This is a genomic window from Shewanella sp. Actino-trap-3 (genome assembly GCF_002836275.1).
Taxonomy (GTDB): Bacteria; Pseudomonadota; Gammaproteobacteria; order Enterobacterales; family Shewanellaceae; genus Shewanella; species Shewanella psychromarinicola.
The window spans coordinates 217381-242323 of the sequence record NZ_PJCE01000001.1 but is presented as its reverse complement, the minus strand read 5'-3'; the positions used below and the strand labels follow the sequence as shown (position 1 = coordinate 242323).

The 24943-nt window shown below is 41.8% G+C and carries 21 protein-coding genes and 3 tRNA genes; 8 read left to right on the top strand and 16 right to left on the bottom strand.

Going from position 1 to position 24943, the window contains the following annotated elements; translation table 11 throughout:
* Positions 1 to 25: 25 nt before the first annotated feature.
* The 4 genes from CXF80_RS01085 to pspA are packed head-to-tail and all read right to left on the bottom strand — an operon-like array spanning position 26 to position 2845.
* Positions 26 to 1468, bottom strand: coding sequence for a YcjX family protein (locus CXF80_RS01085; protein ID WP_101030338.1), 1443 nt, complete (start codon positions 1466 to 1468; stop codon positions 26 to 28).
* A gap of 52 nt (positions 1469 to 1520) precedes the next feature.
* The gene (pspC, locus tag CXF80_RS01080) at positions 1521 to 1916 is read right to left on the bottom strand and encodes an envelope stress response membrane protein PspC (RefSeq protein WP_101030337.1); all 396 of its coding nucleotides are present in this window, start codon (positions 1914 to 1916) and stop codon (positions 1521 to 1523) included.
* The gene (pspB, locus tag CXF80_RS01075) at positions 1903 to 2142 is read right to left on the bottom strand and encodes an envelope stress response membrane protein PspB (protein ID WP_101030336.1); all 240 of its coding nucleotides are present in this window, start codon (positions 2140 to 2142) and stop codon (positions 1903 to 1905) included. Before pspB ends, pspC begins: the two co-directional genes overlap by 14 nt.
* 19 nt (positions 2143 to 2161) lie before the next feature.
* On the bottom strand, positions 2162 to 2845 hold the full coding sequence (pspA, locus tag CXF80_RS01070) for a phage shock protein PspA (RefSeq protein WP_101030335.1): 684 nt from the start codon (positions 2843 to 2845) through the stop codon (positions 2162 to 2164).
* Between the two features lie 191 nt (positions 2846 to 3036).
* Here pspA and pspF point away from each other — a divergent pair, with 191 nt between their 5' ends.
* The 7 genes from pspF to fabV all read left to right on the top strand — a co-directional run bounded on the left by pspF (position 3037) and on the right by fabV (position 10819).
* Positions 3037 to 4116, top strand: coding sequence for a phage shock protein operon transcriptional activator (pspF, locus tag CXF80_RS01065; RefSeq protein ID WP_101030334.1), 1080 nt, complete (start codon positions 3037 to 3039; stop codon positions 4114 to 4116).
* An 83-nt stretch (positions 4117 to 4199) separates the two neighbouring features.
* A complete protein-coding gene (locus tag CXF80_RS01060; RefSeq protein ID WP_101030333.1) occupies positions 4200 to 5825 on the top strand; it encodes an ABC transporter substrate-binding protein in 1626 nt (541 codons plus the stop codon).
* Positions 5826 to 6857 carry an ABC transporter permease gene (locus CXF80_RS01055; protein WP_101030332.1) on the top strand — a complete coding sequence of 344 codons (1032 nt, stop codon included), beginning with the start codon at positions 5826 to 5828 and terminating at the stop codon, positions 6855 to 6857.
* The gene (locus CXF80_RS01050; protein ID WP_101030331.1) at positions 6844 to 7734 is read left to right on the top strand and encodes an ABC transporter permease subunit; all 891 of its coding nucleotides are present in this window, start codon (positions 6844 to 6846) and stop codon (positions 7732 to 7734) included. Before CXF80_RS01055 ends, CXF80_RS01050 begins: the two co-directional genes overlap by 14 nt.
* A gap of 3 nt (positions 7735 to 7737) precedes the next feature.
* Complete coding sequence (locus tag CXF80_RS01045; protein ID WP_101030330.1) at positions 7738 to 8745, top strand: oligopeptide/dipeptide ABC transporter ATP-binding protein; 1008 nt, start codon at positions 7738 to 7740, stop codon at positions 8743 to 8745.
* Positions 8726 to 9511: a peptide ABC transporter ATP-binding protein gene (locus CXF80_RS01040; protein ID WP_101030329.1), complete on the top strand. Its 786-nt coding sequence runs from the start codon at positions 8726 to 8728 to the stop codon at positions 9509 to 9511. The genes CXF80_RS01045 and CXF80_RS01040 overlap by 20 nt, the downstream gene beginning before the upstream one ends.
* 105 nt (positions 9512 to 9616) lie before the next feature.
* Positions 9617 to 10819 carry an enoyl-ACP reductase FabV gene (gene fabV, locus CXF80_RS01035; protein ID WP_101030328.1) on the top strand — a complete coding sequence of 401 codons (1203 nt, stop codon included), beginning with the start codon at positions 9617 to 9619 and terminating at the stop codon, positions 10817 to 10819.
* Between the two features lie 419 nt (positions 10820 to 11238).
* Here the strand turns inward: fabV and CXF80_RS01030 are convergent, their stop codons facing one another.
* The 11 genes from CXF80_RS01030 to CXF80_RS00980 form a co-directional block, all read right to left on the bottom strand.
* The gene (locus tag CXF80_RS01030; protein WP_101030327.1) at positions 11239 to 12156 is read right to left on the bottom strand and encodes an AraC family transcriptional regulator; all 918 of its coding nucleotides are present in this window, start codon (positions 12154 to 12156) and stop codon (positions 11239 to 11241) included.
* Positions 12157 to 12304: 148 nt separating this feature from the next.
* Positions 12305 to 12928 (bottom strand): pentapeptide repeat-containing protein, encoded by a 624-nt coding sequence (locus CXF80_RS01025; RefSeq protein WP_101030326.1) that lies wholly within the window; start codon positions 12926 to 12928, stop codon positions 12305 to 12307.
* Between the two features lie 75 nt (positions 12929 to 13003).
* Positions 13004 to 14881 (bottom strand): SurA N-terminal domain-containing protein, encoded by a 1878-nt coding sequence (locus CXF80_RS01020; RefSeq protein WP_101030325.1) that lies wholly within the window; start codon positions 14879 to 14881, stop codon positions 13004 to 13006.
* Positions 14882 to 15101: 220 nt separating this feature from the next.
* On the bottom strand, positions 15102 to 15374 hold the full coding sequence (hupB, locus tag CXF80_RS01015; protein ID WP_059745462.1) for a nucleoid-associated protein HU-beta: 273 nt from the start codon (positions 15372 to 15374) through the stop codon (positions 15102 to 15104).
* A gap of 261 nt (positions 15375 to 15635) precedes the next feature.
* The gene (gene lon, locus CXF80_RS01010) at positions 15636 to 17987 is read right to left on the bottom strand and encodes an endopeptidase La (protein WP_101030324.1); all 2352 of its coding nucleotides are present in this window, start codon (positions 17985 to 17987) and stop codon (positions 15636 to 15638) included.
* Positions 17988 to 18118: 131 nt separating this feature from the next.
* The gene (gene clpX, locus CXF80_RS01005) at positions 18119 to 19399 is read right to left on the bottom strand and encodes an ATP-dependent protease ATP-binding subunit ClpX (RefSeq protein WP_101030323.1); all 1281 of its coding nucleotides are present in this window, start codon (positions 19397 to 19399) and stop codon (positions 18119 to 18121) included.
* A gap of 129 nt (positions 19400 to 19528) precedes the next feature.
* The gene (clpP, locus tag CXF80_RS01000; protein WP_101030322.1) at positions 19529 to 20140 is read right to left on the bottom strand and encodes an ATP-dependent Clp endopeptidase proteolytic subunit ClpP; all 612 of its coding nucleotides are present in this window, start codon (positions 20138 to 20140) and stop codon (positions 19529 to 19531) included.
* A 90-nt stretch (positions 20141 to 20230) separates the two neighbouring features.
* Positions 20231 to 21535 carry a trigger factor gene (tig, locus tag CXF80_RS00995; protein WP_101030321.1) on the bottom strand — a complete coding sequence of 435 codons (1305 nt, stop codon included), beginning with the start codon at positions 21533 to 21535 and terminating at the stop codon, positions 20231 to 20233.
* A gap of 397 nt (positions 21536 to 21932) precedes the next feature.
* A tRNA-His gene (locus tag CXF80_RS00990) sits at positions 21933 to 22008 on the bottom strand.
* Between the two features lie 8 nt (positions 22009 to 22016).
* Positions 22017 to 22093: transfer RNA gene (locus tag CXF80_RS00985), tRNA-Arg, on the bottom strand.
* Between the two features lie 86 nt (positions 22094 to 22179).
* A tRNA-Pro gene (locus CXF80_RS00980) sits at positions 22180 to 22256 on the bottom strand.
* A gap of 291 nt (positions 22257 to 22547) precedes the next feature.
* Between CXF80_RS00980 and folD the strand changes: the two genes are divergently transcribed.
* Complete coding sequence (gene folD / locus CXF80_RS00975) at positions 22548 to 23402, top strand: bifunctional methylenetetrahydrofolate dehydrogenase/methenyltetrahydrofolate cyclohydrolase FolD (RefSeq protein ID WP_101030320.1); 855 nt, start codon at positions 22548 to 22550, stop codon at positions 23400 to 23402.
* A gap of 62 nt (positions 23403 to 23464) precedes the next feature.
* On the opposite strand, the gene CXF80_RS00970 is transcribed toward folD, so the two are convergent.
* On the bottom strand, positions 23465 to 24928 hold the full coding sequence (locus CXF80_RS00970) for a sigma-54-dependent transcriptional regulator (protein WP_101030319.1): 1464 nt from the start codon (positions 24926 to 24928) through the stop codon (positions 23465 to 23467).
* Positions 24929 to 24943 lie beyond the last annotated feature (15 nt).

Below are 24943 nucleotides of genomic sequence, written 5' to 3'. Positions count from 1 at the left end.
CAAATTATTGCTCAAAATAAATCCATTAAGACAATTTATCGCCTAATAGGAACTCTAAAAGGTGATCGAGACGAATGTGTTCAAATTGCGGATTGTGATCATGAATATGACTTAAATTAGGCGGCAGAAAAGCACTAAAACTAAATCCTTGTTGTTGCCAAAATTCTGCATCAGGTAATGATGCCGGAACATCGCCAGGATATAAGGTCACTTTCTTGCCATCAAGCCCAGTCCCTTTTACCACTTCTTGTTGAACACCATCAATATTGACCATCCCATGTTGGGTGGCCTTAATCGCACTTATTGCCATGGTTTCAACTTCACTGCCTTCAAAATTGGCATAGTGCTGGCTTTGTTGTAGCATTGCGGTTAACAAACTGAGCACATGACTCTGTTGATCACGGGTCACTCTGTCTACTTGGCTAGCAGCAAATAAAACTTTATCAATCCGCGGTGAAAACAGACGTTTTATTAAACTCGACTGACCAAATTGAAAGCTCTCCATAATGCTGTTAAGTGCACGGCCCATGTCATTAAATTGCGCCTGACCATGATTAAGCGCATTTAAACAATCAACTAATACCAATTGGCGATCAAATCGAGAAAAGTAGTCACGATAAAAGGGCTTAACGACTTGTGATACGTACTGTTCATAACGCCGTTTAAGTACGTGATAATTTGAATCACTTGAGCTTGCAGATAATTCCGAATGCTGAATTGGGCTCAAGGTAATCAATGGAAAGAATGTCAGTAACGGGGTATTTTCATATTCACCCGGTAATAACATGCGCCCTGGTTGGGCGTGATAAAACCCCTGTTGCCGAACCAAATCAACCAATAAGGTTTGATACAGATCAGCAATGTGCTTAAGTTGTTGTTCATCCGCTAATAGGCTTAAGTCTAACTGCTCTACTGCCTGATTAAATGCCGCAAATAAAGGTGAATGGCTTAAACATGTCACGGTGGCCTGTTGCGACAAACACCAATGGGTAAAGTCTTGTTTAAGCATAGGTAAATCAAGTAACCACTCACCAGGATAATCAACGATATCGACATACAAGGTTGCGGTATCCGTCAACTTTGCTAACAAGCCTTGTTGTGGCTGATACTTAATCGCCAAGCGTAATTCAGTAATATTTTTGGTTGAAGCGGGCCAATAGGGAGGCGACGAGCTTAATGCATTTATTGCACCTTGATAATCAAAACTGGCAATATCTAAATCAGGTTGCATGGCACGGTTGACGGCAATTAATCGACCTTCGCGCGCCACTTGCCATAATGGTAAAGGATTGTGCTTGGCCCCTTTCCCGGCATGCAATAATTGGTTAACTAATCCGCTGATAAAAGCCGTTTTACCTGCACCTGATAATCCAGTCACAGCTAACCTAACATGACGGTCGGTACTACGATGAACCAAAGATTGCGCGGTTTGAGTGACGTGAAACAAGGAACGATCTAAAAATCTCATGATGGCTGATGGCTCCCCAAAAACACGGGCGGAAAACCGCCCATTAGTAGGATTAAAGACTATTTATTTGGCGTTTAAGATCAAAGTTGTCTGAAGTGACATGTTCTTCGAGTCGTCGTAAACGGACTTCTAATCCATTAAATTGACGATTAACATCAAACAACGCTTGCTTTGCAGGTTCACCCGCTTGCCAAACTTTCTTTTTAACTTCAATATCTTTGTGCTGATCTCTGTGTTGTAAGTTCTGTGGCTTAATATCTAATATCATCCATAAGGCAATATAAATAACAAACACAAATCCTGATCCACCGAGTAAGAATATCGACACAGCGATGACACGTACTAGCCATGTTTCAAAGTTAAAATAATCAGCGATACCTGAACACACCCCAGCCACTTTACCACTTTTGGGGTTGCGGTATAAAGTACGACCATTAGCTGAGCTCATGTTTTGCTCTCCATTCTGGTGATTCAGTATCTAAAATCGCTTCTAATGTTTCGATGCGACTACTCATTTTCTCAGCTTTAGCAATTAAACCATTAAGCTGATTAAATTCTTCCTCAGTGAGTCCCTGGCTCACTTGTCGCTTACTGCGATAATGAAGAACCAACCAGATAGGTGCCACAATCACCATAAAGATGATAATTGGTGCAATAAGAAGATCCATATCCATAACTCACCTCTGAATAAATTTATGCTTTAGATTTAGGTTGTGCTTTTGCACTCATTTTTGCTTTTAATGCTGCTAATTCGTCATTGACAGAGTCTTCTGCTTCTAATGCTGCAAACTCGTCAGCAAGAACGTTCTTTTTACCTAAATCATATGATTCTACCTGTGCTTCAATCCCTTCAACTCGACGCTCATATTGTTCAAACTTCATCATCGCATCATCGATTTTGCTTGAATCAAGCTGCTTTTTTACTTCTAAACGTGAAGTGGCAGTTTGCTTACGCATAATGATGGTTTTTTGACGAGCACGGGCATCATTCAATTTTTCTTGAAGTTGGGCGATTTCATCTTTTAAACGAGCAACATGTTCTTCAACAACTTGCAGTTCCATTTCAAGAGCTTGCAGTAAACCAACTGTTTTTTGTTTTTCACTCAAAGCAGCTTTGGCTAAGTCTTCACGATCTTTGGATAACGCTAACTCAGCTTTATTCTGCCAATCTTGAACTTGCTCTTGAACACGAGCAATCCGGCGAAGTAATTCTTTTTTCTCAGCCAATACTTTCGCTGAGGTTGAACGTACTTCAACAATAGTGTCTTCCATTTCTTGAATGATAAGACGGACCATTTTTTCTGGATCTTCGGCTTTATCAAGTATTGAGCTGATATTTGAATTAACGATATCAGCGAAGCGAGAGAAAATTCCCATAATGTGTTCCTCAAAATTAACGTGGATGTCGCAGTAAGTAATACACATTACGTGCCAATATTTACAAGTTAAATAATATCATACACTTAAACAAATATTTAACTTTTGCTTTCTTTTAACACTCAAGCCATTTATTATGATTTTCACCAATTATTAGTCTAAATCACTAACAATTTTGCGAGTAGCTAACTGTGAGTAAACAATTTCAGCAAAATAATCTCATCGGCCAATCTAATGCATTACTTGAAGTATTAGAACATGTGTCTAAAGTCGCGCCATTATCCAAGCCTGTGCTCATTATTGGTGAGCGCGGCACTGGCAAAGAATTAATTGCAGAACGACTACACTACTTATCTCCTCGTTGGGATCAAAGCTTTATTAAACTTAATTGTTCTTCACTAAGTGAAAATTTACTCGAAACTGAGCTTTTTGGCCATGAGTCTGGTGCATTTACTGGCGCAAAAGGTCGACACGAAGGTCGTTTTGAACGCGCTGATGGTGGAACACTCTTTTTAGATGAACTCGCAAACACCTCAGGATTAATCCAAGAAAAGTTATTACGTGTCATCGAATATGGTGAATTTGAACGAGTGGGTGGCAGTAAAACAGTTCAATCTGATGTTCGGCTTATTTGTGCCGCCAATGAAGATTTACCTACCTTGGCAGAAAATGGTGAATTTAGAGCTGATTTACTCGACCGTTTAGCCTTTGATGTAATCACCTTACCTCCATTAAGACATAGAACCGAAGATATCATGACATTAGCAGAATATTTTGCTATTGGCATGGCGAGACAATTATCACTGGAATATTTTGGCGGTTTTAGTCCGCTGGCGATAGAACAATTAATGATGCACAGCTGGCCAGGGAACATCCGTGAATTAAAAAATGTCGTCGAGCGAAGTGTTTATCGCGAAGGGACTGATGGCCAAGAAATTGATCATATTATTTTAGACCCTTTTGCATCACCCTACCGTCCAGTAAATAGAGTCAAAACCCGAGAACGTCAAGCTATGCAGATTGAACATGCCACTGCCTCTGTTGCTGAGCCCATTGAGTCCCGTATTAACACCGACACATCAGCCGTATTGAGTAGCATCGAATTTCCAATAGATTTTAAAGAATACACCGAAAACAGTGAAATAGAATTATTGCAACGCGCATTGGCTGAAGGCCTGTATAATCAGAAAAAAACCGCCGATTTATTAGGCTTAAGCTATCATCAACTTCGTGGTATTTTGAAAAAGTACAACTTACTCGATAAGAGCTGAATGAAGCTTGGATATGCTCATTGCCCCAATGCAATGAACACTGTTAAAATAACCACTCAAAATCAATAAAATATGATCACACCATGCCAGTTATAGTAAAACGTTGGTACCAGCTGATGTCTCTATGTCTATCCAGCGTTATGTTGGCTGCATGCGGACAAGCACAATTACCTTCTGGTCTCGTATATTGTAGCGAAGGTAACCCCGAAAGTTTTAACCCCCAGCTTGTCACATCTGGCACCACTATTGATGCCACTTCACATCAGATTTACAGCAGGTTGGTGAATTACAGCCAAGAAAAAGCCGAGATGACTCCCGGCTTAGCAACATCATGGCAAATCTCCGATGATGGGTTACGTTATCTATTTACCTTGCGAGAGCATGTTAGCTTTCATAAGACGCGGCACTTTGCCCCTACAAGAGATTTTAATGCCGACGACGTGTTATTTTCATTTAACCGTATAATTGACCCCTTGCACCCATATCATTTAGTCAGCAGAACCGGTTATCCATTTTTTCAAAGCATAGGTTTTGCTGATTTAATAGGTAAAATTGAAAAAGTAAACGATTACCAAGTTATCTTTCATTTAGTGCGTAAAGATGCTTCTTTTTTGTCTAATCTCGCCACTGATTTTGCCGTAGTGTTATCGGCAGAATATGGTTATCAACTTTTAGCCCAGGGCAAGCCTGAAGATATTGATTATTACGCTGTAGGCACAGGACCTTTTCAGCTCAGTCAGTATGTTAAAAATGAATATATTCGCTATAAAAAGAATCCAGTCTATTGGGGACCCACGGTTGAGATAGACCAATTAGTGTTTGATATTACCCCAAGAAGCACCGCGCGCATTGCCAAATTAATCACCGGTGACTGCAGTGTTTCAGCATTGCCCAAAGCGGGTGAGCTTGCAGTACTTAACCAACATAAGGATATTATTGTCGATACCAAACCCGGACTGAACGTGGCATTTTGGGCATTTAACACCCAAAAGCCGCCATTAGATGATGTTAGGGTAAGGCGAGCGCTTGCACATGCTATCGATAAGAATAATATTTTAGACGTGGTATATAATGATACCGCCGTAGAGGCTACAGGGGTTTTGCCTCCAGCATCATGGGCTTATTCGAAAAATTTATCGCCTAATGAATATAACCCTGAAAAAGCCAAAGCATTACTGCAACAAGCAGGCGTATCCAATTTATCCATTAATGTGTGGGCCATGCCTGTGGCGCGGATTTATAATCCTAGCGCACTGAAAACAGCGGAGCTTATTCAGGCAGATTTAGCCCGTATTGGGGTAAAACTTAATATCATTAGCTATGATTGGAGCGTGTTCACCCAGAAGTTAGCCAGTTCTAATTATGATTCCGTTCTCATTGGTTGGAATGCTGATAATAGCGATCCCGATAACTTTTTTACCCCGTTATTAAGCTGCGCAGCATTAGCCTCTAACAATAATCGCTCTCGCTGGTGCCAAAAAGACTTTGAACACTTATTAACCCAAGCCCAAAGTGTCTCAACTCAACCAGAACGTAAAGTTTTTTATCAAACCGCCGAAGCGATTATCAGCGATCAAGTTCCTATGGTGACACTTGCTCACGCTAAAAAAGTGGTCTTGAAAAAGAACAATATTACTAGCATGCAAATTAGATCTTATGGCGGCATTTCATTTGCCGGAACAACCAAAACAAAAGAGGAAAACCAATAAATGTGGCGTTACCTCTTTAGGCGCATAACGCTGTTTATGGCCACATCACTGTTAATGATAGCAGTGCTATTTATGGCATCGGGACAATTTCCTGTCAGTAAAACTTACTCGCTGTCGGGGATTCAGTACCCAACGATTGAGCAAAAACAGCAAATTGAACAAGATTATCAATTAAACGATAATCAATTATTGCAGTTTACTGCCTATTTACGCCAGCGTTTGTCGGGTAACTTAGGGATATCCAGTAACTCGCAGCAAGAGGTTTCAGAGGAACTGGCTTCAGTATTGCCTGCGTCATTTGAGCTGTCGTTATTTTCAGGTTTTATTGCGGTGTTCTTTGGGGTTCCCATAGGTATTCTGGCTGCCTTAAGCAATAATAAAGCGCTTCAACATAGTATTTTAGCGGTCACTTTAACGGGTTATTCTATCCCGGTATTTTGGCTGGGGTTAACCCTATCTATGTGGTTTGGAGTCAATTTAGGCTGGTTGCCGATTTCAGGCCAAATTAATTTACTTTATGAAATCGAACCAGTCACGGGCTTCATGTTAATAGATACCTTATTATCTGATTCTGCTTATCGCATTCCGGCATTTCATGATGCTTTACTGCACTTGATATTACCCGCAGTCACTTTAGCGGTACTTCCCTTTACATTGGTGGTGAGGATCACTCGACAAGCCATTTTAAATGTAATGAATAAAACCTATATTCGAGCCGCTGAAGCGCGAGGTTTACATACAGCTAAAATACTGTTGCGCCATGCATTACCCAACGCCTTAATTCCAGTGCTAAAAAGTATTGGTTTAATGCTGGGATCGTTTGCCAGCTATGGCATCGTGGTTGAAGTTATCTTTTCGTGGCCAGGTGTAGGCAGCTGGTTAGTTTCGGGCATTTATCAGCGTGATTATACCGTCATTCAAGCAGGCATTTTATCTGTCTCATTATTAATCATTTTCTTGAGCATTTTGATTGATTTGCTTCATACCGCAATCAATCCAATGAGCAGAAAGGAATTGTATGCCTCGAATTAAAATTTACCAAGAAGATCATATTGCCTCACCGATGTGGCGAATGTGGAAAACGTTTTCGGCTAATCCATTTGCCGTAATCGGTCTATGGGCCGTCATATTTTTATTAATATTAACTATTTTCGCCCCGATCATCGCGCCTTATTCGGCCGAGATGCAAGACCAACAAGTATTACTATTGCCGCCATCATGGGATCCTGCCGGTTCAGTAGAACACTTTCTTGGGACTGACGATCTTGGACGAGATATTTTTAGCCGCATCTTACACGGCGTACAATTAACCTTTGGTATGTCACTACTTATTGTGGCGGCTTCGCTGTTTTTTGGCTTTATTATTGGTTCGCTTTCAGGAATGATGCGCGGTATTAAGTCGAGTATTCTGGGTCACTTATTAGATGCACTCCTCTCTATTCCTTCATTATTAATGGCCATTTTAGTGGTCGCTGTTATGGGGCCAGGACTTAATAATGTGTTTTGGGGCGTGGGGATCGCGATGGTTCCACAATTTGTCCGTGTTATTCATCAAGCCGTTCATGAAGAGCTGCAAAAACAATATGTCACTGCAGCAAAACTAGACGGTGCCAACTCATTGCAAGTTTTTTGGTATGTGATTATGCCCAACGTATGGGATGTGGTGATTATTCAGGTCACGATGGCAATCTCTGCGGCGATATTAGATATCGCTGCACTCGGTTTTTTAAACCTCGGAGCTCAGGCACCGAGTCCAGAGTGGGGTGCAATGGTCGCACAAGGGCTTGATAATTTACTGCTCGCACCTTGGACCGTAAGTATCCCTGGTATCGCCATTTTGTTTACCGTGTTATCGGTTAACTTAGTTGGTGATGGTTTACGTTCTGCGCTTGCACCGATAAGAAACTAACTTATGCCTTTACTCGATATTCGTAATCTCACGATTGAACTAGATACCCCCGAGGGCATGGTAAAAGTGCTCGAAAAAGTCAGTTTGACAATCAACCCAGGTGAAATTCATGGGCTGGTTGGCGAATCAGGCTCTGGGCGCAGTTTGTTAGCCAAAGCGATTCTGGGGGTGTTGGGTCCTAATTGGCATATTATTGCCGATCGTATGATGTGGGATGGAAAAAACTTATTGGAAATGAATGCCAAACAACGGCGTTGCCTAATGGGCAGCGAAATGGCGATGATTTTCCAAGATCCTTCAGGCAGTTTAGATCCGGTTAAAACCATTGGTAGTCAATTAATTGAAGCTATGGTGCCCAATAAAAATATTCCTTTTTGGCGACGAAGTCATGCGACCTATTTAAACGCGCAAAAATGGCTCCACAAAGTGGGTATTAAAAAACCCAAAATGCTGATGAAATGCTATCCATGGGAATTGTCTGAAGGCGAATGCCAAAAAGTCATGATTGCAATGGCTGTCGCCAATCATCCCAAACTACTCATTGCCGATGAGCCAACCAACTCTATGGAGCTTAATACTCAAGCGCAGATTTTTAGATTATTATCACAACTCAATCAACTGCAAAATGTGTCCATTTTATTGGTCAGTCATGAGCTCGAAACCATGGTGCATTGGTGTGACAACTTAACCATTCTGTACAGTGGTCAGGTTATGGAATCAGGACCCGTTAACGAAATGGTGGCCATGCCCTATCATCCTTACACGCGGGCATTATTAAAAAACCTACCTGATCATACTAAAAAAATGCGTCACAAAGCTAACTTACCCACACTGCAAGGGTCGGCACCGTCTCTGCAACATTTACCCGCGGGTTGTCGACTCGGCCCACGTTGCCCTGAAGCGCAGCGAACTTGTGTAAAACAGCCTAAACTTGAACATATTAAAGACCGCTATTTTGCCTGCCATTTCCCTTATAAAAGTGAGCAAGAAGATGACGACACCATTGCTTAAAGTGACTGAGTTAAGTAAGCAATACTTAACCGGTTATAAGCGTTTTAAACCTCAATATTATCAGGCATTGTCTCCAGTTTCATTTGAACTCGAACGCGGTGAAACACTGGCAATTGTGGGAACAGTGGGATCAGGCAAAAGTACCCTTGCCCGAATTTTAGTCGGTGCAGAGCAACGTAGTGGCGGCGAAATATTTTTTGAAGGTGAAACCTTAGAAACGCATAATTTAAAGCAGCGATGTCGGTTAATTAGAATGATTTTCCAAGATCCAACCACCTCGCTAAATCCACGTTTATCCATTGGTAACTTGCTTAAAGAACCGTTGCGATTTAATACACAATTAAATTCAACGGAACGTAAAGCCTTGGTCATTGAAACCTTAAGAAAAGTCGGCTTATTGCCCGAGCACGCAGACTTTTATCCGCACATGATTTCAGAAGGCCAAAAGCAGCGTGTCGCCGTTGCGCGGGCATTAATGCTTAATCCCAAAATTATTATTGCAGATGAAGCGCTGACAGCACTGGATTTATCGGTTCGATCTCAAATTATTAATCTGCTATTAAAACTCCAAAAAGAGATGGGTTTATCCTATATTTTCGTTTCACATAATCTCAATATTATCCGTCATGTAAGTGATAAAATTATGGTACTGCAAAATGGTCATATGGTTGAAAAATCCACCACTGAGGCCTTGTTTACCGCACCACAGCATGAATACACCCAGCGACTCATTAAAGAGCAAAGTCAATTTATGCAAAAGCGCTAAACTGCTCCAACCACTATGGTTTTGAGACCTTTTTAGCAAAAATCAGTGCCATTTAGTCGCCGAACTATTTATCCTAGAGCCAATGTTAAAGGAAGAAGCTTAAATATGATTATTAAACCTAAAATTCGTGGCTTTATTTGTACCACGACTCATCCTGTTGGCTGCGAAGCGAACGTAAAAGAACAAATCGAACTAATTAAAGCCAAAGGCAAAATGGCTAATGGGCCTAAAAAAGTACTGGTTGTCGGTTCTTCAAGTGGCTATGGCCTATCTTCTCGTATCGCCTCAGCATTTGGTAGCGACGCCGCCACCATCGGGGTGTTTTTCGAAAAACCAAGTTCTGAAACTAAGCCCGGTACTGCCGGTTGGTACAACACAGCGGCATTTGACAAGTTTGCCAAAGCAGAAGGCCTGTATTCAAAAAGCATTAACTGTGATGCATTCAGCCATCAAGCAAAGCAACAAGTTATTGAGCTTATCAAGCAAGATTTAGGTCAAATCGACATGGTGGTTTACTCACTGGCTTCTCCAGTTCGTAAATTGCCAGACACCGGTGAAGTTATCCGTTCATCACTTAAACCAATTGGCCAAACGTATACTGCCACGGCTGTTGATACCAACAAAAACACCATTATTGATACCTCTGTAGAGCCTGCTACTGAGCAAGAAATTGCTGACACCATCACGGTAATGGGCGGCCAAGATTGGGAACTATGGATGAGTGCGCTAAGCGAAGCTGGCGTATTAGCTGACAATTGCAAAACGGTTGCTTATAGCTACATTGGTACCGAATTGACTTGGCCTATTTATTGGCATGGTGCCTTGGGTAAAGCCAAAATGGATTTAGACCGCGCAGCTCACGCCCTTGACAGCAAATTATCAGTTACTGGTGGCTCAGCTAACGTTGCGGTGTTAAAAAGTGTGGTGACACAAGCGAGCTCAGCAATTCCCGTAATGCCACTTTACATCGCGATGGTATTTAAGAAAATGCGTCAAGAAGGCTTACATGAAGGCTGTATTGAACAAATCTACCGCTTATTCAGTGAACGCCTATACCGTGTTGATGGCCAAACACCAGCTGTTGACAGCGAAAATCGCTTACGCCTTGATGATTGGGAACTTCGCGAAGAAATTCAGCAGCATTGCCGTGATTTATGGCCGCTAGTCACCACTGAAAACTTAAGTGAATTAACTGACTACGATGAATACAAACAAGAGTTTTTAAAACTGTTCGGCTTTGGTATTGATGGTATTGATTATGAAGCCGACGTTGATCCGAGTGTCACGTTTGATGTGATTGAGCTATAGCATAAGTGAACTGGAAGCATAAGTGAACTAGAAGCTCAGTTATAGCACGTTAACGTAAAAAGCCGTAATGCCCTGCATTACGGCTTTTTTATGACTCCAGTCCCGCCCTGAAAGATGTTTACTATTTTTAAGCCGGGCACACAAAAAAATGCCCAAATCTCGTCGTTGCCCTCACCTTTAATTGCCATTCACCCATATCGGTCTCGTTTTTAGCTTTTTGGGCTATCGTGGCTAGATTACCCTGTCTGGAATGACATGATTCAATAACCTCATACGGATAGTAGTGATGACTCACAAGTAATAAACTCCCTTTATAACTGCTCTTTGAGGGTTGAAGCCAGCATTAGATCGCTATATTAATAGTGAATGAGTGAATATTTATTGACCATGGTCAGCCCGTGATGGCTTATGGTTTGAGGTTAAACAATCGGTAAATAAATCAGTACTTGTTGTGAGTCATGCAGTTGTTTTGGCTGAGGGTCACCAAACTCATTATCAGCAATCACGATCCGCTCTAAAAATAAGGGGAAATCTCTTAGGGTAACATCATTCGCATTAACCCAATCGCGATACAGGTAGCCTATTGCCGCCGTAATACCATTATCATCACCATTGTATTTAATCCTCGCACATCGTCCCTGAGGGATTGATTTGAGCTTAATCTGACTCGATTCTAACGCTAAAGGGTTCAACCTTGCTTGTGTCTCGGTATTTAACGATACTCCAATATCAATTCGATATTGCGTTTTAGCAGATAACACCGAGCTTGAGTAAAGCAAATTAAAGGTTCTACAGCTTGTAGGAGACAAAGCAAACTGTCGACGCCATTCAATAAATCGCGCAATGGTTTGAGGTAATAAAGCCGGATCACCATGATGTTCCATCACCGCTAATGCTTGCGTATCAAACGATACAATATCAACGGAGTGAGGTTGCTTCTCTTGCTGACTAACATCTGCTTGAAACGATTTAAGCGGTTGTTGCTTAGCAAAAAAGTTGCCCCAATCAGGCGCTTGTTGGAATGATTGAGGGCTTTGACCAATACTGCGAGTAAACGATTCGATAAAGTGCTGTTCGTTACGATAGGCCAATTTAGCCGCGATTGTAGTCAGAGAAACTTGCTTGCCAAAACCTAATAAATGAGCGGCTTCTAGGCTTTTTAGTAATTCGACATAGGCGTCAATGGAGATATGATACAGCGCATAAAATAGCGCTTCAAAATGGCTTTGTGGTATATCGGCAATATCAGCTAACATCCCCAGGTCAAACGGCTCATGTAAGTGCTGATCTAAATAGGCTAATGATCGCTCAAATGCCTGATCAAGTCTGTGGCTCATGTCTTCTCCTTTTGGGTGTAAGTCATCACATCCCGATCGCTATCAGAACCTAACTAATTTAAATTAACTTGTTGCTTGTGCGCAGGCAATAATACCTACTCTTTAGCCATTGTTTAGCCAAAGTTTAACCAAAATTGGAATAATGAAATTAATCAACTAATTGAATATCTAAGCCTTCTAACAAACTCAAGGCTTCAAATCGGCTGAATATGGCTTGTTTAACCTCATTACGGGTGATGTCAATGTGATAATTGCTTGCATCGGTAAAATTAGCACCGCTTAAATTAGTATGACTAAATTGGCTTAAAGTAAAATCTGTCCGTCGCAAATCGGCTTTGCTTAAATTGGCTTCTCTAAAATCAACATCGTGGGCACGACAATCTACCAATGTTATCTCGGGTAAATGAAGCGAGTAAAAGTTACTGCCATCGAGTAAACATTGCTCAAATTTAATGCTGGTTTGAGTCATAAATTGCGGCCACTGAGCTTTAGTCCAGTCAATACCTATCGCCTTACAGTCGCGAAAAATAACATCATCAAACTCAGTGGCGACGACAGATAACACGCTTAAATTACATTGACTAAAGACACATTCAATAAACTGGCAGTGATTGAAATCACTCTGACTCAAATCACATTGAATAAACTGACATCGCTCAAATATAACCCGCTTAATCTGCAAGACTCCCTGCTTGATAAGCTCAAACGTCTCATCGCAATAATGCGATAACTCAAATCGCTCAATATCATCTCCGCTGGTTAATGGTTTCATGCCTATATTACCTTTAAAAAAAAGACCTAGGCTAGCCTAGGTCTTTTGTTATTACTTACTATTAAAATGACTTAATTAGTCAGCAACAGGATACTCAATTTCAGCAACCGCTTTTAGTGAGGTGATCACAGCACGGTAATCAGCTTCACTGTATTGAGGCGCGATACGTTGTTTAAGCGTATTGATCAGCTTGTCATTGATGCCTTCTGCTTCATTGACTTTATCAACAACAATAACCGCATAACCAGTAGCTAATGATGCAGTGTCAATAGTGACACTGTTTTCAGCAGGAGCAGCAATCTTAAAGGCTTTGTTGGTAATGGCTTGGTCGATGTCTTGATTGAAACGACCTAATTTAGGCAAGGCGGTTAAGGTTGCACCGGTTAAGGTGTTATTACCCGCTTTTAACTGCGCCATATATTCAGCGGCTTTATCACGCGCACCGTCATTGGCTTTATCTTGCTTCAAACGTTCAACAACACCCGCTTTAACATCAACTAAGCTGATGATGCCTGCTGTTTGATGTGTTTTTATGCGAATCACCACAACATGGTTTGGCGCAAGTTCAATCACATCGCTGTTCATGCCACTGGCTAACACTTGGTCAGAAAACGCCGCTTTGATAAGCTCTGGGGTGTTAAATTTAGCAGGTACGTCGTCACGAGAAAATAACTGAGTTGTTTGTACTTTCGCATTAACAGCTTGCGCGGTTTCAGCTAAAGAATCAGGGATTTCGTAACTGGTATCAGCCAGCTTAGTTTGTAAGCTATAGTATACATCTAGCGCTTTCTTTTGTTGCAGCTGTGCTACTATTTTGGCTTTAACGTCGTCAAACGATGTCGCTTGGCTGGCTTGTAAATCAAGTAGCTTAATAATGTGATAGCCAAACTCACTTTTTACAATTGACGAGACTTGATCTTTTTGTAATCCAAAAAGTGCTTCATCAAATGCCAGATCCATTACACCTTGTTCAAACCAATCTAGCTTACCACCTTGTTGAGCGCTAAGCTGGTCATCAGAATCAGTTTTTGCCACTTCAGCAAAATCTTCACCCGCTATTAACTTGGCTTCAATGGCGTCAGCTTTGGCTTTATCTGCACTGTCGTCATCGGTTGCGGCAACAAAAATATGCGCAGCAAGACGTTTTTCAGCCGTTTTATATTGTGCTTTGTTATCGGCGTAATAAGCTTTTACTTCTTCATCAGAGGTTTCACTGTTTTTAGCCATTTCATCAGCATTCAATTCAACATACTCAAGACTGACTTTTTCAGGGCTCATATATTGCGATAAATTAGCATCGTAATAGCTTTGCACTTCTTCATCAGACACCGACACACTTGATAAAAAAGGTGTTGAATCGACCACTAAGTAGCGGATATCACGGGTTTGGCCTTGAACTTGTGCAAGCTGCTTAGCTTCGCCATCCAAAACAAACTCACTGCCCACTAGTGCGGTGAGTAACTGACGACGAGTCATATCAACACGCATCATGTTTCTAAAACTTGTGGTTTGATAGCCTAACTGACGCAATACTGCTAGGTAGCGTTCATTGTCAAATTGACCATCAGTTTGAAATGCAGGTTCTTCGATAATCGCTTGTTTGATTTGCTCATCAGATACACGTAAGCCCAATTTATAAGCAGCTTGATCAATGAGTTTATCAGCAATTAAACGATCTAATACACCTTGTTTAATGCCGTTCATGTAAGAGTCATCAGCCGCTAATGCGGTAAACATTTCGCCAAGCTGTTCCTCAATACGAGAGCGTTCATTTTGAAAAGCTTGTTCTAGATCGTTGGCGGCGATTGCGTCACCATTAACAACTGCAGCAGGTACACCCGTGTTTGAGCCTAAATAACTGCTCACACCGGCAAAAGCAAAAGAAAGTATCACAAGGACTAGAATTGTTTTAGCAACAATCCCCTGTGATCCTTCACGAATTTTTTCTAACATCTGAATTCTCGCTTGTTGCGATTAATAAAATAAAAAGGCGCATCACCTTGTGGCTGCGCCTTATTGTAAATTATATGGAGTTATCAGACGCTACCACGGGTAAAACCCAATACTCCCAACATGTATTATGCCGCGCATATTACAGGTTGCTTTTCGTAAAAAGCACCGCCTAAGCAGTGCTTACTTTACGAATGCCTTACAAAGGCCACGTTGTTAATAATTAATTAACAGCGTCTTTTAGCGCTTTGCCAGCTTTGAACGCAGGAATGTTCGCAGCAGCAATTTTAATTTCTTTACCCGTTTGTGGGTTACGGCCAGTACGTTCAGCACGTTGACGTACTTCAAAAGTACCAAAACCAACTAGAGAAATCTTATCGCCATCTTTAAGACCTTCAGTTACCGCAGCGATAAAAGAATCCAGTGCGCGGCCAGCAGCAGCTTTAGAAATATCAGCACCAGATGCGATTTTCTCGATTAGTTCAGATTTGTTCATGTCATCCCCTTGAATGTTATTGTCGCGCCGCAACCAAATCTATGCTTAGAGCGGTCTGCGGAGGCTTTATTTTATAAGTTTGATAACACACCAAACTTAGTACGAAAACCAAAAAATGAAATTGGATACAGCTCTACGTCAGATGCCCCAAGGGCTTGGTGCGACTGACTCTCCACCGACCTAGGCTACCACAGGTCAGCGCTTTGTTAAGCCCCTTTTTTCATTTTTTTTATGCTCTGTAGCAACTTTTTAACTAACAAGCTATTTTTTGACCACTTCAAAGCCTTCAACTGGTCGTTCAAGCGCCAATTTCAACACTTCATCTATCCAACGTACTGGATGAATGGTTAAATCTGCAATCACATTGGCTGGAATTTCTTCCAGATCTCGTTCATTTTCTTGAGGAATTAATACGTGTTTAATTCCGCCGCGATGCGCTGCTAATAGCTTTTCTTTTAAGCCACCAATGGGCAATACTTCACCACGTAAGGTGATTTCACCTGTCATAGCAACATCACTGCGCACTGGGTTACCCGTTAAGCTAGACACTAACGCGGTACACATTGCTGCACCGGCTGAAGGACCGTCTTTTGGTGTCGCGCCTTCTGGTACGTGCACATGAATATCACGTTTTTCATAAAAGTCGTTATTGATGCCTAAATTTTCTGCGCGAGCGCGTACAACCGTCATTGCTGCTTGAATAGACTCTTTCATCACATCGCCCAGCGAACCGGTATAGGTTAATTTACCTTTACCTGCTACTGAGGTGGCTTCGATGGTTAACAAATCGCCGCCGACTTGAGTCCATGCAAGGCCAGTCACTTGACCAATTTGGTTGTTCGATTCTGCTTTGCCAAAATCAAAACGTTGTACACCTAGAAATGACTTTAAATTATCTTGGTTAACGTCAATCACTTTGACCGTTTTATCAAGCAGAATGTGCTTAACTACTTTTCGACAAATCTTCGACAATTCGCGTTCTAATGAACGCACACCCGCTTCACGAGTGTAATAACGAATAATGCCTAAAATAGCGCTGTCGTCGACATTGATTTCTTTTGCTTTAAGGCCGTTACGTTCAATTTGCTTACTCAATAAATGTTTCTTAGCAATATTAAGCTTTTCATCTTCGGTATAACCAGCTAAACGAATAACTTCCATACGGTCAAGCAAAGGGCCTGGAATATCCATTGAGTTTGACGTGGCAACGAACATCACATCAGACAAGTCGTAATCGACTTCGAGGTAATGATCGTTAAACGTTGCATTTTGTTCTGGATCGAGTACTTCTAATAGCGCTGACGATGGATCGCCACGCATATCGGAACTCATTTTGTCGATTTCATCGAGTAAGAACAATGGGTTTTTAACGCCTACTTTGGCCATCTTTTGAATGACTTTACCTGGCATAGAACCAATGTAAGTACGGCGATGACCGCGAATTTCTGCTTCATCACGCACGCCGCCTAATGCAACGCGAACATACTTACGACCAGTAGCCCTAGCGATAGATTGACCTAACGAGGTTTTCCCCACGCCTGGAGGTCCTACTAAGCACAAAATGGGCCCTTTAAGCTGCCTAACTCGGCTTTGTACTGCTAAATACTCAAGAATACGTTCTTTGACTTTTTCAAGCCCATGATGGTCTGCGTCAAGTACTTCTTGTGCTTTGGCCAAGTCACGCTTAATTTTAGAGCGTTGTTTCCAAGGCACCGCAGTCATCCAGTCAACGTAGCTGCGCACAACAGTGGCTTCAGCTGACATTGGTGACATCATTTTGAGCTTATTCAACTCAGCAATGGCTTTTTCTTTTGCGTCGTTTGGCATGCCAGCGTCTTCAATCTTACGCGCCAACACTTCAAATTCATCATGGCTTTCGTCAATGTCGCCTAACTCTTTTTGAATGGCTTTCATTTGCTCATTCAAATAGTATTCGCGCTGACTTTTTTCCATCTGTTTTTTAACACGGGTACGAATACGTTTTTCAACTTGAAGCAAGTCAATTTCCGATTCCATCATTGCCATCAGGTATTCAAGACGCTCACCGACATTGATCATCTCTAGCACAGATTGCTTGTCTTCAAGCTTCAATGGCATATGTGCAGCCATGGTATCAGCTAAACGAGCGGCTTCATCAATACCTGACAATGACGTTAATACTTCAGGTGGGATTTTTTTATTTAGCTTAATGTAGCCTTCAAATTGGCCAATCGCACTGCGAACTAGCACTTCTTCCTCTTTGTCACTTAACTGTTGTGACTCGAGGTATTCTGCTGTTGCAGTAAAAAATGCCTCTTCTTGGGTGTATTGCTTGATTTTGGCTCGTTGACCACCTTCAACTAATACTTTAACCGTGCCATCTGGTAATTTAAGCAACTGTAAAATAGAGGCTACCGTACCAATATCAAAAATATCGTCTTTGGTCGGTTCGTCAAGATCAGCGTCTCGCTGAGCGACTAATAAAATTTGCTTGTCTTGTTCCATTGCCGATTCAAGGCAACGAATTGATTTTTCCCGTCCTACGAATAGCGGAATTACCATATGTGGGTATACCACCACATCTCGCAGTGGTAATACGGGGAGTTCGATATGCGCTTCACGCTCTTTAGTCATGGCTCGATTCCGTTTAATGAAATAGACTTAATAATAATTATATTGGGGTAATGTTATCAGTTTCAATGGGCAATACGAAAAAAGGAGCCCAATGGACTCCTTATTTATCAACTTACTTGCTATCAGAGCAATTATTGCTCGCCTGAAGCAACCTGTGTCTCTGTATTTTCGTAAATCAAAATAGGAACTGATTCACCTTTCACTACTGATTCATCAATAACCGCTTTGATCACGCCTTCAGTCGATGGAATATCGTACATGGTATCGAGCAAGATGCTTTCAACAATAGAACGTAATCCACGGGCACCGGTTTTACGTGACATGGCTTTATGAGCAATAGCTTGTAATGCATCATCACGAAATTCAAGCTCGACATTTTCCATCTCAAATAATGCACTGTATTGCTTAGTTAATGCATTTTTAGGCTCAGATAGAATCTGTACTAATGCCGCTTCATCTAACTCGGTTAGCGTAGCAACAACAGGTAGACGACCAACAAATTCAGGGATTAACCCAAACTTCACTAAATCACCAGGCTCTACTTTGCTAAGGATCTGTGAAATAGTCGCTTTATCTGCTTCGCCTTTTACTTCTGCACCAAAGCCAATTCCAGTCCCTGTGTGTGCACGTTGCTCAATGACTTTTTCAAGTCCAGCGAATGCTCCACCACAGATAAACAGAATTTTAGACGTATCCACTTGCAAGAATTCTTGTTGTGGATGCTTTCGTCCGCCTTGTGGCGGAATTGAAGCAACAGTGCCTTCAATTAACTTAAGCAACGCCTGCTGAACACCCTCACCCGACACATCACGAGTAATTGAAGGGTTGTCTGATTTACGACTGATTTTGTCAATCTCATCAATATAGACGATGCCACGCTCGGCTTTCTCAACGTCGTAATCACACTTTTGCAGTAGCTTCTGAATGATGTTTTCAACATCTTCACCCACATAACCAGCTTCGGTTAATGTGGTTGCATCAGCCATAGCAAAAGGGACATTCAGTGAGCGTGCAAGTGTTTCAGCTAATAATGTTTTACCGCTACCGGTTGGGCCTAATAGTAAAATGTTACTTTTACCAAGTTCAACACCATCTTTCATTGCGCCATTACGTAAACGCTTATAATGATTATATACCGCTACGGCTAACACTTTTTTAGCTTGATCCTGACCTATTACGTAGTCATCAAGATGTTTGCGTAACTCATGGGGTGTCGGCAACTTGTCTTCATCACGCTTAGGAGAAATCTCTTTGATTTCTTCACGGATGATGTCGTTACACAAATCAACACACTCATCACATACATAAACTGATGGACCAGCAATGAGTTTTCTCACTTCATGCTGACTTTTTCCGCAAAAAGAGCAGTACAGCAATTTGCCGCTGTCACCGTTATTTTTGTTATCGACCATTATTCTACCTCTGTTTACAACTTAAGCTAACCTAAGCCCTGCTTGCAGATACTTATCATAACCACATTGATGACCGAACGTCTCTCAATACAGAATACCTTAATGTAACTAAAAAATCAGCTACCCGTTTTAGCCGCGACTTGTTAGTAATGAATCGACAATACCATATTCAACAGCTTGTGTAGCACTCATAAAGTTGTCACGGTCAGTATCACGCTCTAACACTTCTAGCGGCTGGCCAGTATGATCAGCTAATATTTGGTTTAATTTATTCTTGATGCCTAGGATTTCCTTAGCATGAATTGCTATGTCTGATGCCTGACCTTGGAAACCACCTAATGGCTGATGGATCATCACTCGTGAGTTCGGTAAGCAATGACGTTTACCTTTAGCGCCACCGGCTAATAAGAAGGCGCCCATACTCGCAGCTTGGCCAATACATACAGTGCTCACATTAGGCTTAATGAACTGCATAGTGTCATAAATAGCCATGCCTGCCGTTACGGAACCGCCGGGAGAGTTAATGTATAAATAAATATCTTTATCTGGGCTTTCTGACTCAAGGAATAATAGTTGAGCAACAATGAGGTTAGCCATGTGTTCTTCGACTTGGCCAACTAAAAAGATGACTCGCTCTTTTAATAGACGAGAGTATATATCATAAGAACGTTCACCTTTCGCTGTTTGTTCAACAACCATAGGTACAAGCGCATTGAGTACTGATTCTGGTGCTTTATGCATTATTCATTTCCCTAAAATAAAAATGGCCCGCATGAGGAACCTCATACGAGCCATTATAAATGGCGAACGGCTTGTTAAGTCAAGCTTAGCTTACGCTCGTCCGGTAGCCTTGTTCATAAATTCTTCAAAAGCGACGTCTTTAACGGTTACTTTTGCTGATGTTAACAAAGCTTCAACAGCTTGCTCTTCAAGCGCTACATTGCGCATGTTTTGCATAAGTTCTTTATTTGAGTTGTAGTATGACACAACTTCTGACGGATCTTCATACGCTGAAGCCATAGATTCGATCAATGTATTGACACGATCATCTTCAGCTTTTAGCTCATTGGTCTTAATCACTTCGCCTAATAGCAAACCAATCTTAACACGACGCTCAGCTTGTTCTGTGAAAAGTTCAGCCGGAAGTTCTGGCATATTTTCAGTTTGGTCACCAAAACGTTGCATTGCTTGTTGACGAAGTACATTCACTTCACCCTCTACAAGTGCTTTAGGAATGGTAATGTCATTTGCTGCAAGTAAGCCAGTAATGACCTGCTCTTTCACATTCGCTTTTAACGCTTGCTCTAGTTCGCGAGTCATGTTTTTACGAATTTCAGTCTTAAGTGCGTCTAAGCCACCTTCCGCAATACCAAACAAAGAGGCAAACTCATCATTCACTTCTGGTAGATTAGCCGCTTGAACTTCAGTTAAGGTAATAACGAACTTAGCCGCTTTACCTTTCAAGTTTTCAGCATGGTAATCTTCAGGGAAAGTCACTTCGATTTCGAATTCGTCACCGGTTTTATGGCCTACGATACCGGTTTCAAAACCAGGGATCATACGGTTGCTGCCTAATTGAAGTTCGAAATCATCAGCTTTTCCGCCTTCGAATTCTTCACCATCAATAGTACCAATAAAGTTCATTTTAACTTTATCGTCAGCAACTGCTTCACGTTCAACCGCAGCGAAAGTAGCGTGCTGCTTACGTAACGTTTCAATCATAGTGTCTACGTTTGCATCATTTACTTCAGCTTTAGGCTGTTCAACGGCAATGTTATCTAAGCCAGTTAGTACCACTTCTGGATAAATTTCAAACGTAGCAACGAACTCAAATGTTTCGCCTTCAGTTGTACCAGGAGTAAATACTGGTGCACCCGCTGGGTTCAACTTTTCAGCCACAACCGCTTCAATAAAGTTGCGTTGCATCACTTCACCAGTGATGTCTTGACGAATGGCTTTACCATAACGCTTGTTGATTTCGCCGATAGGTACTTTACCTGGGCGGAAACCTGGAAGACGAGCACGCTTTGCTTCGCGCAATACATTGTCTTTAACCAATTTCTCGATTTGCTCAGCAGGTACAGAAATAGTTAGGCGGCGCTCTAGGCCTTGAGTTGTTTCAACAGAAACTTGCATTGTTTTACCTCGAAATATGTCTAACGTTCTTTGTAATGGTCGACAACTCAACCATTAGATATTCGTTTCTTGACCACGGGTTTAGCTCTGACACCCAGCACAGCGATATTAATGATGCTGAAGACGCTGTTGGTGCAGTTAGCTTATTTTTGATATTTATCAAGACGCGACATTATAGCTACCGTTTTTAACAGAGTCGAGCCTGAAAAGGTCGATTTACGTGATAAAAAAGCCGACTTGTGATCAATTTTGATGTGTTTGCACGTTTAATGTGCGAAATGAGATTGTTGACTTAGGTTGATAATGCTCTGCAGCAAAATAATTATCGTGACCAAAACAAACATAACGACAACCCATAAAGGGTCTTTATACGATAGTTTGAGTTAATCAGAAAAAATGGGGTGACTGATGGGGCTCGAACCCACGACAACCGGAATCACAATCCGGGACTCTACCAACTGAGCTACAATCACCACTGAAATGGTGCACCCGGCAGGATTCGAACCTGCGACCACCCGCTTAGAAGGCGGGTGCTCTATCCAACTGAGCTACGGGCGCATGGTCACAGCTAAACGCTGTATCCTGTCTGGCTGAACAAGTTTACTTGTTCTGTTACTCACTATGATAGCAAATAACATTTAATTTGGTCGGTGATAGAGGATTCGAACCTCTGACCCTCTCGTCCCAAACGAGATGCGCTACCGGGCTGCGCTAATCACCGAAAATCTAGTTTTGTATTCGAGTTTTATATTATCGATAAACAATAACAAGGTTGTCTCGAGAACGGAGCGCATATTAACGAGTCACCTTGCTATCGTCAACGATTTTTTTACCCCTAAATGCTATATGCCGAATTTAGCAGCAAAAACTATGATTAGTATCATAGCGCGAATAGTTTATTCACTGTATTTTCCTCGTCTAGCAAATGACACTCTTCAATACGCCTGCTAGAATAACCGCCGATCGACAATTGACTTCAACACCCGCGCCACTCAAAGGAAACTCAACAGCCATGACTGCTCAAATTATTGACGGTAAAGCCATTGCACAATCTATCCGCACCACACTAAAACAAAAAGTAGCAGTACGTAGACAAGCTGGATTTCGCGCGCCAGGACTTGCGGTTCTTTTAGTGGGCAGTGATGCCGCATCTCAAGTTTATGTTGGCAGTAAACGCAGAGCTTGTGAGGAAGTCGGTTTTGAATCGCAATCGTTTGACCTCGACATCAACACTACTGAAGCAGAACTATTAGCTCTAATCGACCAGTGTAATGCTAATCCAAGCATTGATGGGATCCTTGTACAACTTCCTCTACCTGATCATATTGATGATTCAAAGGTCATTGAACGTATACGTCCAGATAAAGACGTTGATGGCTTCCATCCCTATAATGTCGGCCGTTTAGCACAACGCATTCCAGTGCTACGTTCATGTACCCCTATGGGCATTATGACCTTAATCAAATCAACCGGTGTCGATACTTATGGTCTAGATGCTACCGTGGTGGGTGCATCAAATATTGTCGGTCGTCCAATGACACTGGAATTATTATTAGCCGGTTGTACCACCACAACCTGTCACCGTTTTACTAAAAACTTAGAACAAAAAGTCCGTCAGGCCGATCTGTTGGTTGTTGCTGTGGGTAAACCAGGGTTTATTCCTGGCGAATGGATAAAACCCGGCGCGATTGTTATTGATGTTGGTATCACTCGTTTGGATAATGGCCGCCTAGTGGGTGATGTTGAATTTGATATTGCCGCTAAAAATGCGGCATTTATTACCCCGGTTCCTGGCGGAGTTGGCCCGATGACCATTGCCAGTTTGCTTGAAAATACTTTATACGCTTGCGAGCACTACCATAGTTAACATCGTGCAGCTCTATGACAAAAAGCCTGTATTTGCAGGTTTTTTGTTACACAGCAACACGACTATTTAAGCTCCATATCATCCCAAGATTGCTTCTTTCGATATATCGTAGAGGGGCTGATATCTAACATAGCTGCCGCTTTTGGGATATTGCCTTCGCAAAGTTCAATTGCGGTTTCAATCGTTCGCTTCTCAGTTTTCCATAAGGCTTCAATCACGACCGTATTGATGTCACTTAATGGCGTATTATCAAGAGTGCTGTTTTCAGGTTGTGCAGAACTTGTCGGCGCAGTTTGCATAACGGCAACGGTTTGATTAACGCCATACACACTAGGAGCCTGAACCAGATTTGATAACGGTTTGCTGGTTTGCGAGGGTAACATGGCTACTTCGACTTCATCGGCATTGTTCAATACCACAATTTGGCGAACAATATTCTGTAGCTGTCGGACATTGCCAGGCCAAGCATACAGTTGAAGTTGCTTTTGAGCTGCAGCGCTGAAGCCTTTAAAGTTTTTTTGTTCTTCTTTCGCGTATTGTTTTAACAGTTTATTGGCAATTAATAAAATATCTTTACCGCGCTGATTGAGTGGAGGCAACTCAATCGGGATAACATGCAATCGATAATACAGGTCTTCTCTAAACAAGCCTTCTTGCACTTGTTGCCAAGGATCTTTATTGGTGGCGCTGATAAACCTCACATCGACCTTTTCATCTTTACTTCCCCCCACTCGACGAAATACTCCGGTTTGAATAAAGCGCAGTAACTTGCTTTGTAGTTCAAGCTCCATTTCGCAGATTTCATCAAGAAAGAATGTACCACCATCAGCTTGTGTTGCAGCCCCATCTCGCTGACTCACCGCCCCAGTAAAAGCGCCTTTGGTATGACCAAAAATCTGACTCTCGATCAACTCTTTTGGGATAGAAGCACAATTGAGTGCGATGAATGATTTATGCTTGCGATTACCCACATTATGAATAGCTTGTGCACAGACCTCTTTGCCAGTACCGCTTTCACCAAAAATAAACACCGAAGCCTTACTATTAGCGACGCAATCAATCGTTTTATACACGGTTTGCATGGCTAATGACTCACCTATAAACCCTTGATAGTTGGCTTTGGGTAGGCTGTTTTCATACTGTGTAACCAGTTTAACTAATTGCCTTTGCTTCAACGCGTTACGTAACGTTATCGCTAAACGTTTACTGTCAAATGGCTTAACTAAAAAATCAAACGCGCCGGACCGCATAGCATCTACAGCAATATCAATAGTACCGTGAGCGGTGATCATTATCACTGTAATATCTGGATGGCTTTCATTCACCTGAGCAAGGATATCCATTCCAGACATATCAGGCAGTTTGATGTCTAGAATAAGTATATCTGGCGGTTGACGATGTATTTCTGTTAGCGCATCTTCACCATAATGCACTAAAGTGACATCGGCACCTTCGCTGTATAAGTATTCGGTATAAAGCGCCCCTAAAGATATACTGTCTTCGACTAAAACGACTCGAAATCCCATAATGATCCTTCAGTT

Bases quoted from the DNA above. Each gene is read 5' to 3' on its own strand.
- CXF80_RS01085 (WP_101030338.1), bottom strand. From the start codon at position 1,468: ATGAGATTTTTAGATCGTTCCTTGTTTCACGTCACTCAAACCGCGCAA.
- pspC (WP_101030337.1), bottom strand. From the start codon at position 1,916: ATGAGCTCAGCTAATGGTCGTACTTTATACCGCAACCCCAAAAGTGGT.
- pspB (WP_101030336.1), bottom strand. From the start codon at position 2,142: ATGGATATGGATCTTCTTATTGCACCAATTATCATCTTTATGGTGATT.
- pspA (WP_101030335.1), bottom strand. From the start codon at position 2,845: ATGGGAATTTTCTCTCGCTTCGCTGATATCGTTAATTCAAATATCAGC.
- CXF80_RS01060 (WP_101030333.1), top strand. From the start codon at position 4,200: ATGCCAGTTATAGTAAAACGTTGGTACCAGCTGATGTCTCTATGTCTA.
- CXF80_RS01055 (WP_101030332.1), top strand. From the start codon at position 5,826: ATGTGGCGTTACCTCTTTAGGCGCATAACGCTGTTTATGGCCACATCA.
- CXF80_RS01050 (WP_101030331.1), top strand. From the start codon at position 6,844: ATGCCTCGAATTAAAATTTACCAAGAAGATCATATTGCCTCACCGATG.
- CXF80_RS01045 (WP_101030330.1), top strand. From the start codon at position 7,738: ATGCCTTTACTCGATATTCGTAATCTCACGATTGAACTAGATACCCCC.
- CXF80_RS01040 (WP_101030329.1), top strand. From the start codon at position 8,726: ATGACGACACCATTGCTTAAAGTGACTGAGTTAAGTAAGCAATACTTA.
- fabV (WP_101030328.1), top strand. From the start codon at position 9,617: ATGATTATTAAACCTAAAATTCGTGGCTTTATTTGTACCACGACTCAT.
- CXF80_RS01030 (WP_101030327.1), bottom strand. From the start codon at position 12,156: ATGAGCCACAGACTTGATCAGGCATTTGAGCGATCATTAGCCTATTTA.
- CXF80_RS01025 (WP_101030326.1), bottom strand. From the start codon at position 12,928: ATGAAACCATTAACCAGCGGAGATGATATTGAGCGATTTGAGTTATCG.
- CXF80_RS01020 (WP_101030325.1), bottom strand. From the start codon at position 14,881: ATGTTAGAAAAAATTCGTGAAGGATCACAGGGGATTGTTGCTAAAACA.
- hupB (WP_059745462.1), bottom strand. From the start codon at position 15,374: ATGAACAAATCTGAACTAATCGAGAAAATCGCATCTGGTGCTGATATT.
- lon (WP_101030324.1), bottom strand. From the start codon at position 17,987: ATGACTAAAGAGCGTGAAGCGCATATCGAACTCCCCGTATTACCACTG.
- clpX (WP_101030323.1), bottom strand. From the start codon at position 19,399: ATGGTCGATAACAAAAATAACGGTGACAGCGGCAAATTGCTGTACTGC.
- clpP (WP_101030322.1), bottom strand. From the start codon at position 20,140: ATGCATAAAGCACCAGAATCAGTACTCAATGCGCTTGTACCTATGGTT.
- tig (WP_101030321.1), bottom strand. From the start codon at position 21,535: ATGCAAGTTTCTGTTGAAACAACTCAAGGCCTAGAGCGCCGCCTAACT.
- folD (WP_101030320.1), top strand. From the start codon at position 22,548: ATGACTGCTCAAATTATTGACGGTAAAGCCATTGCACAATCTATCCGC.
- CXF80_RS00970 (WP_101030319.1), bottom strand. From the start codon at position 24,928: ATGGGATTTCGAGTCGTTTTAGTCGAAGACAGTATATCTTTAGGGGCG.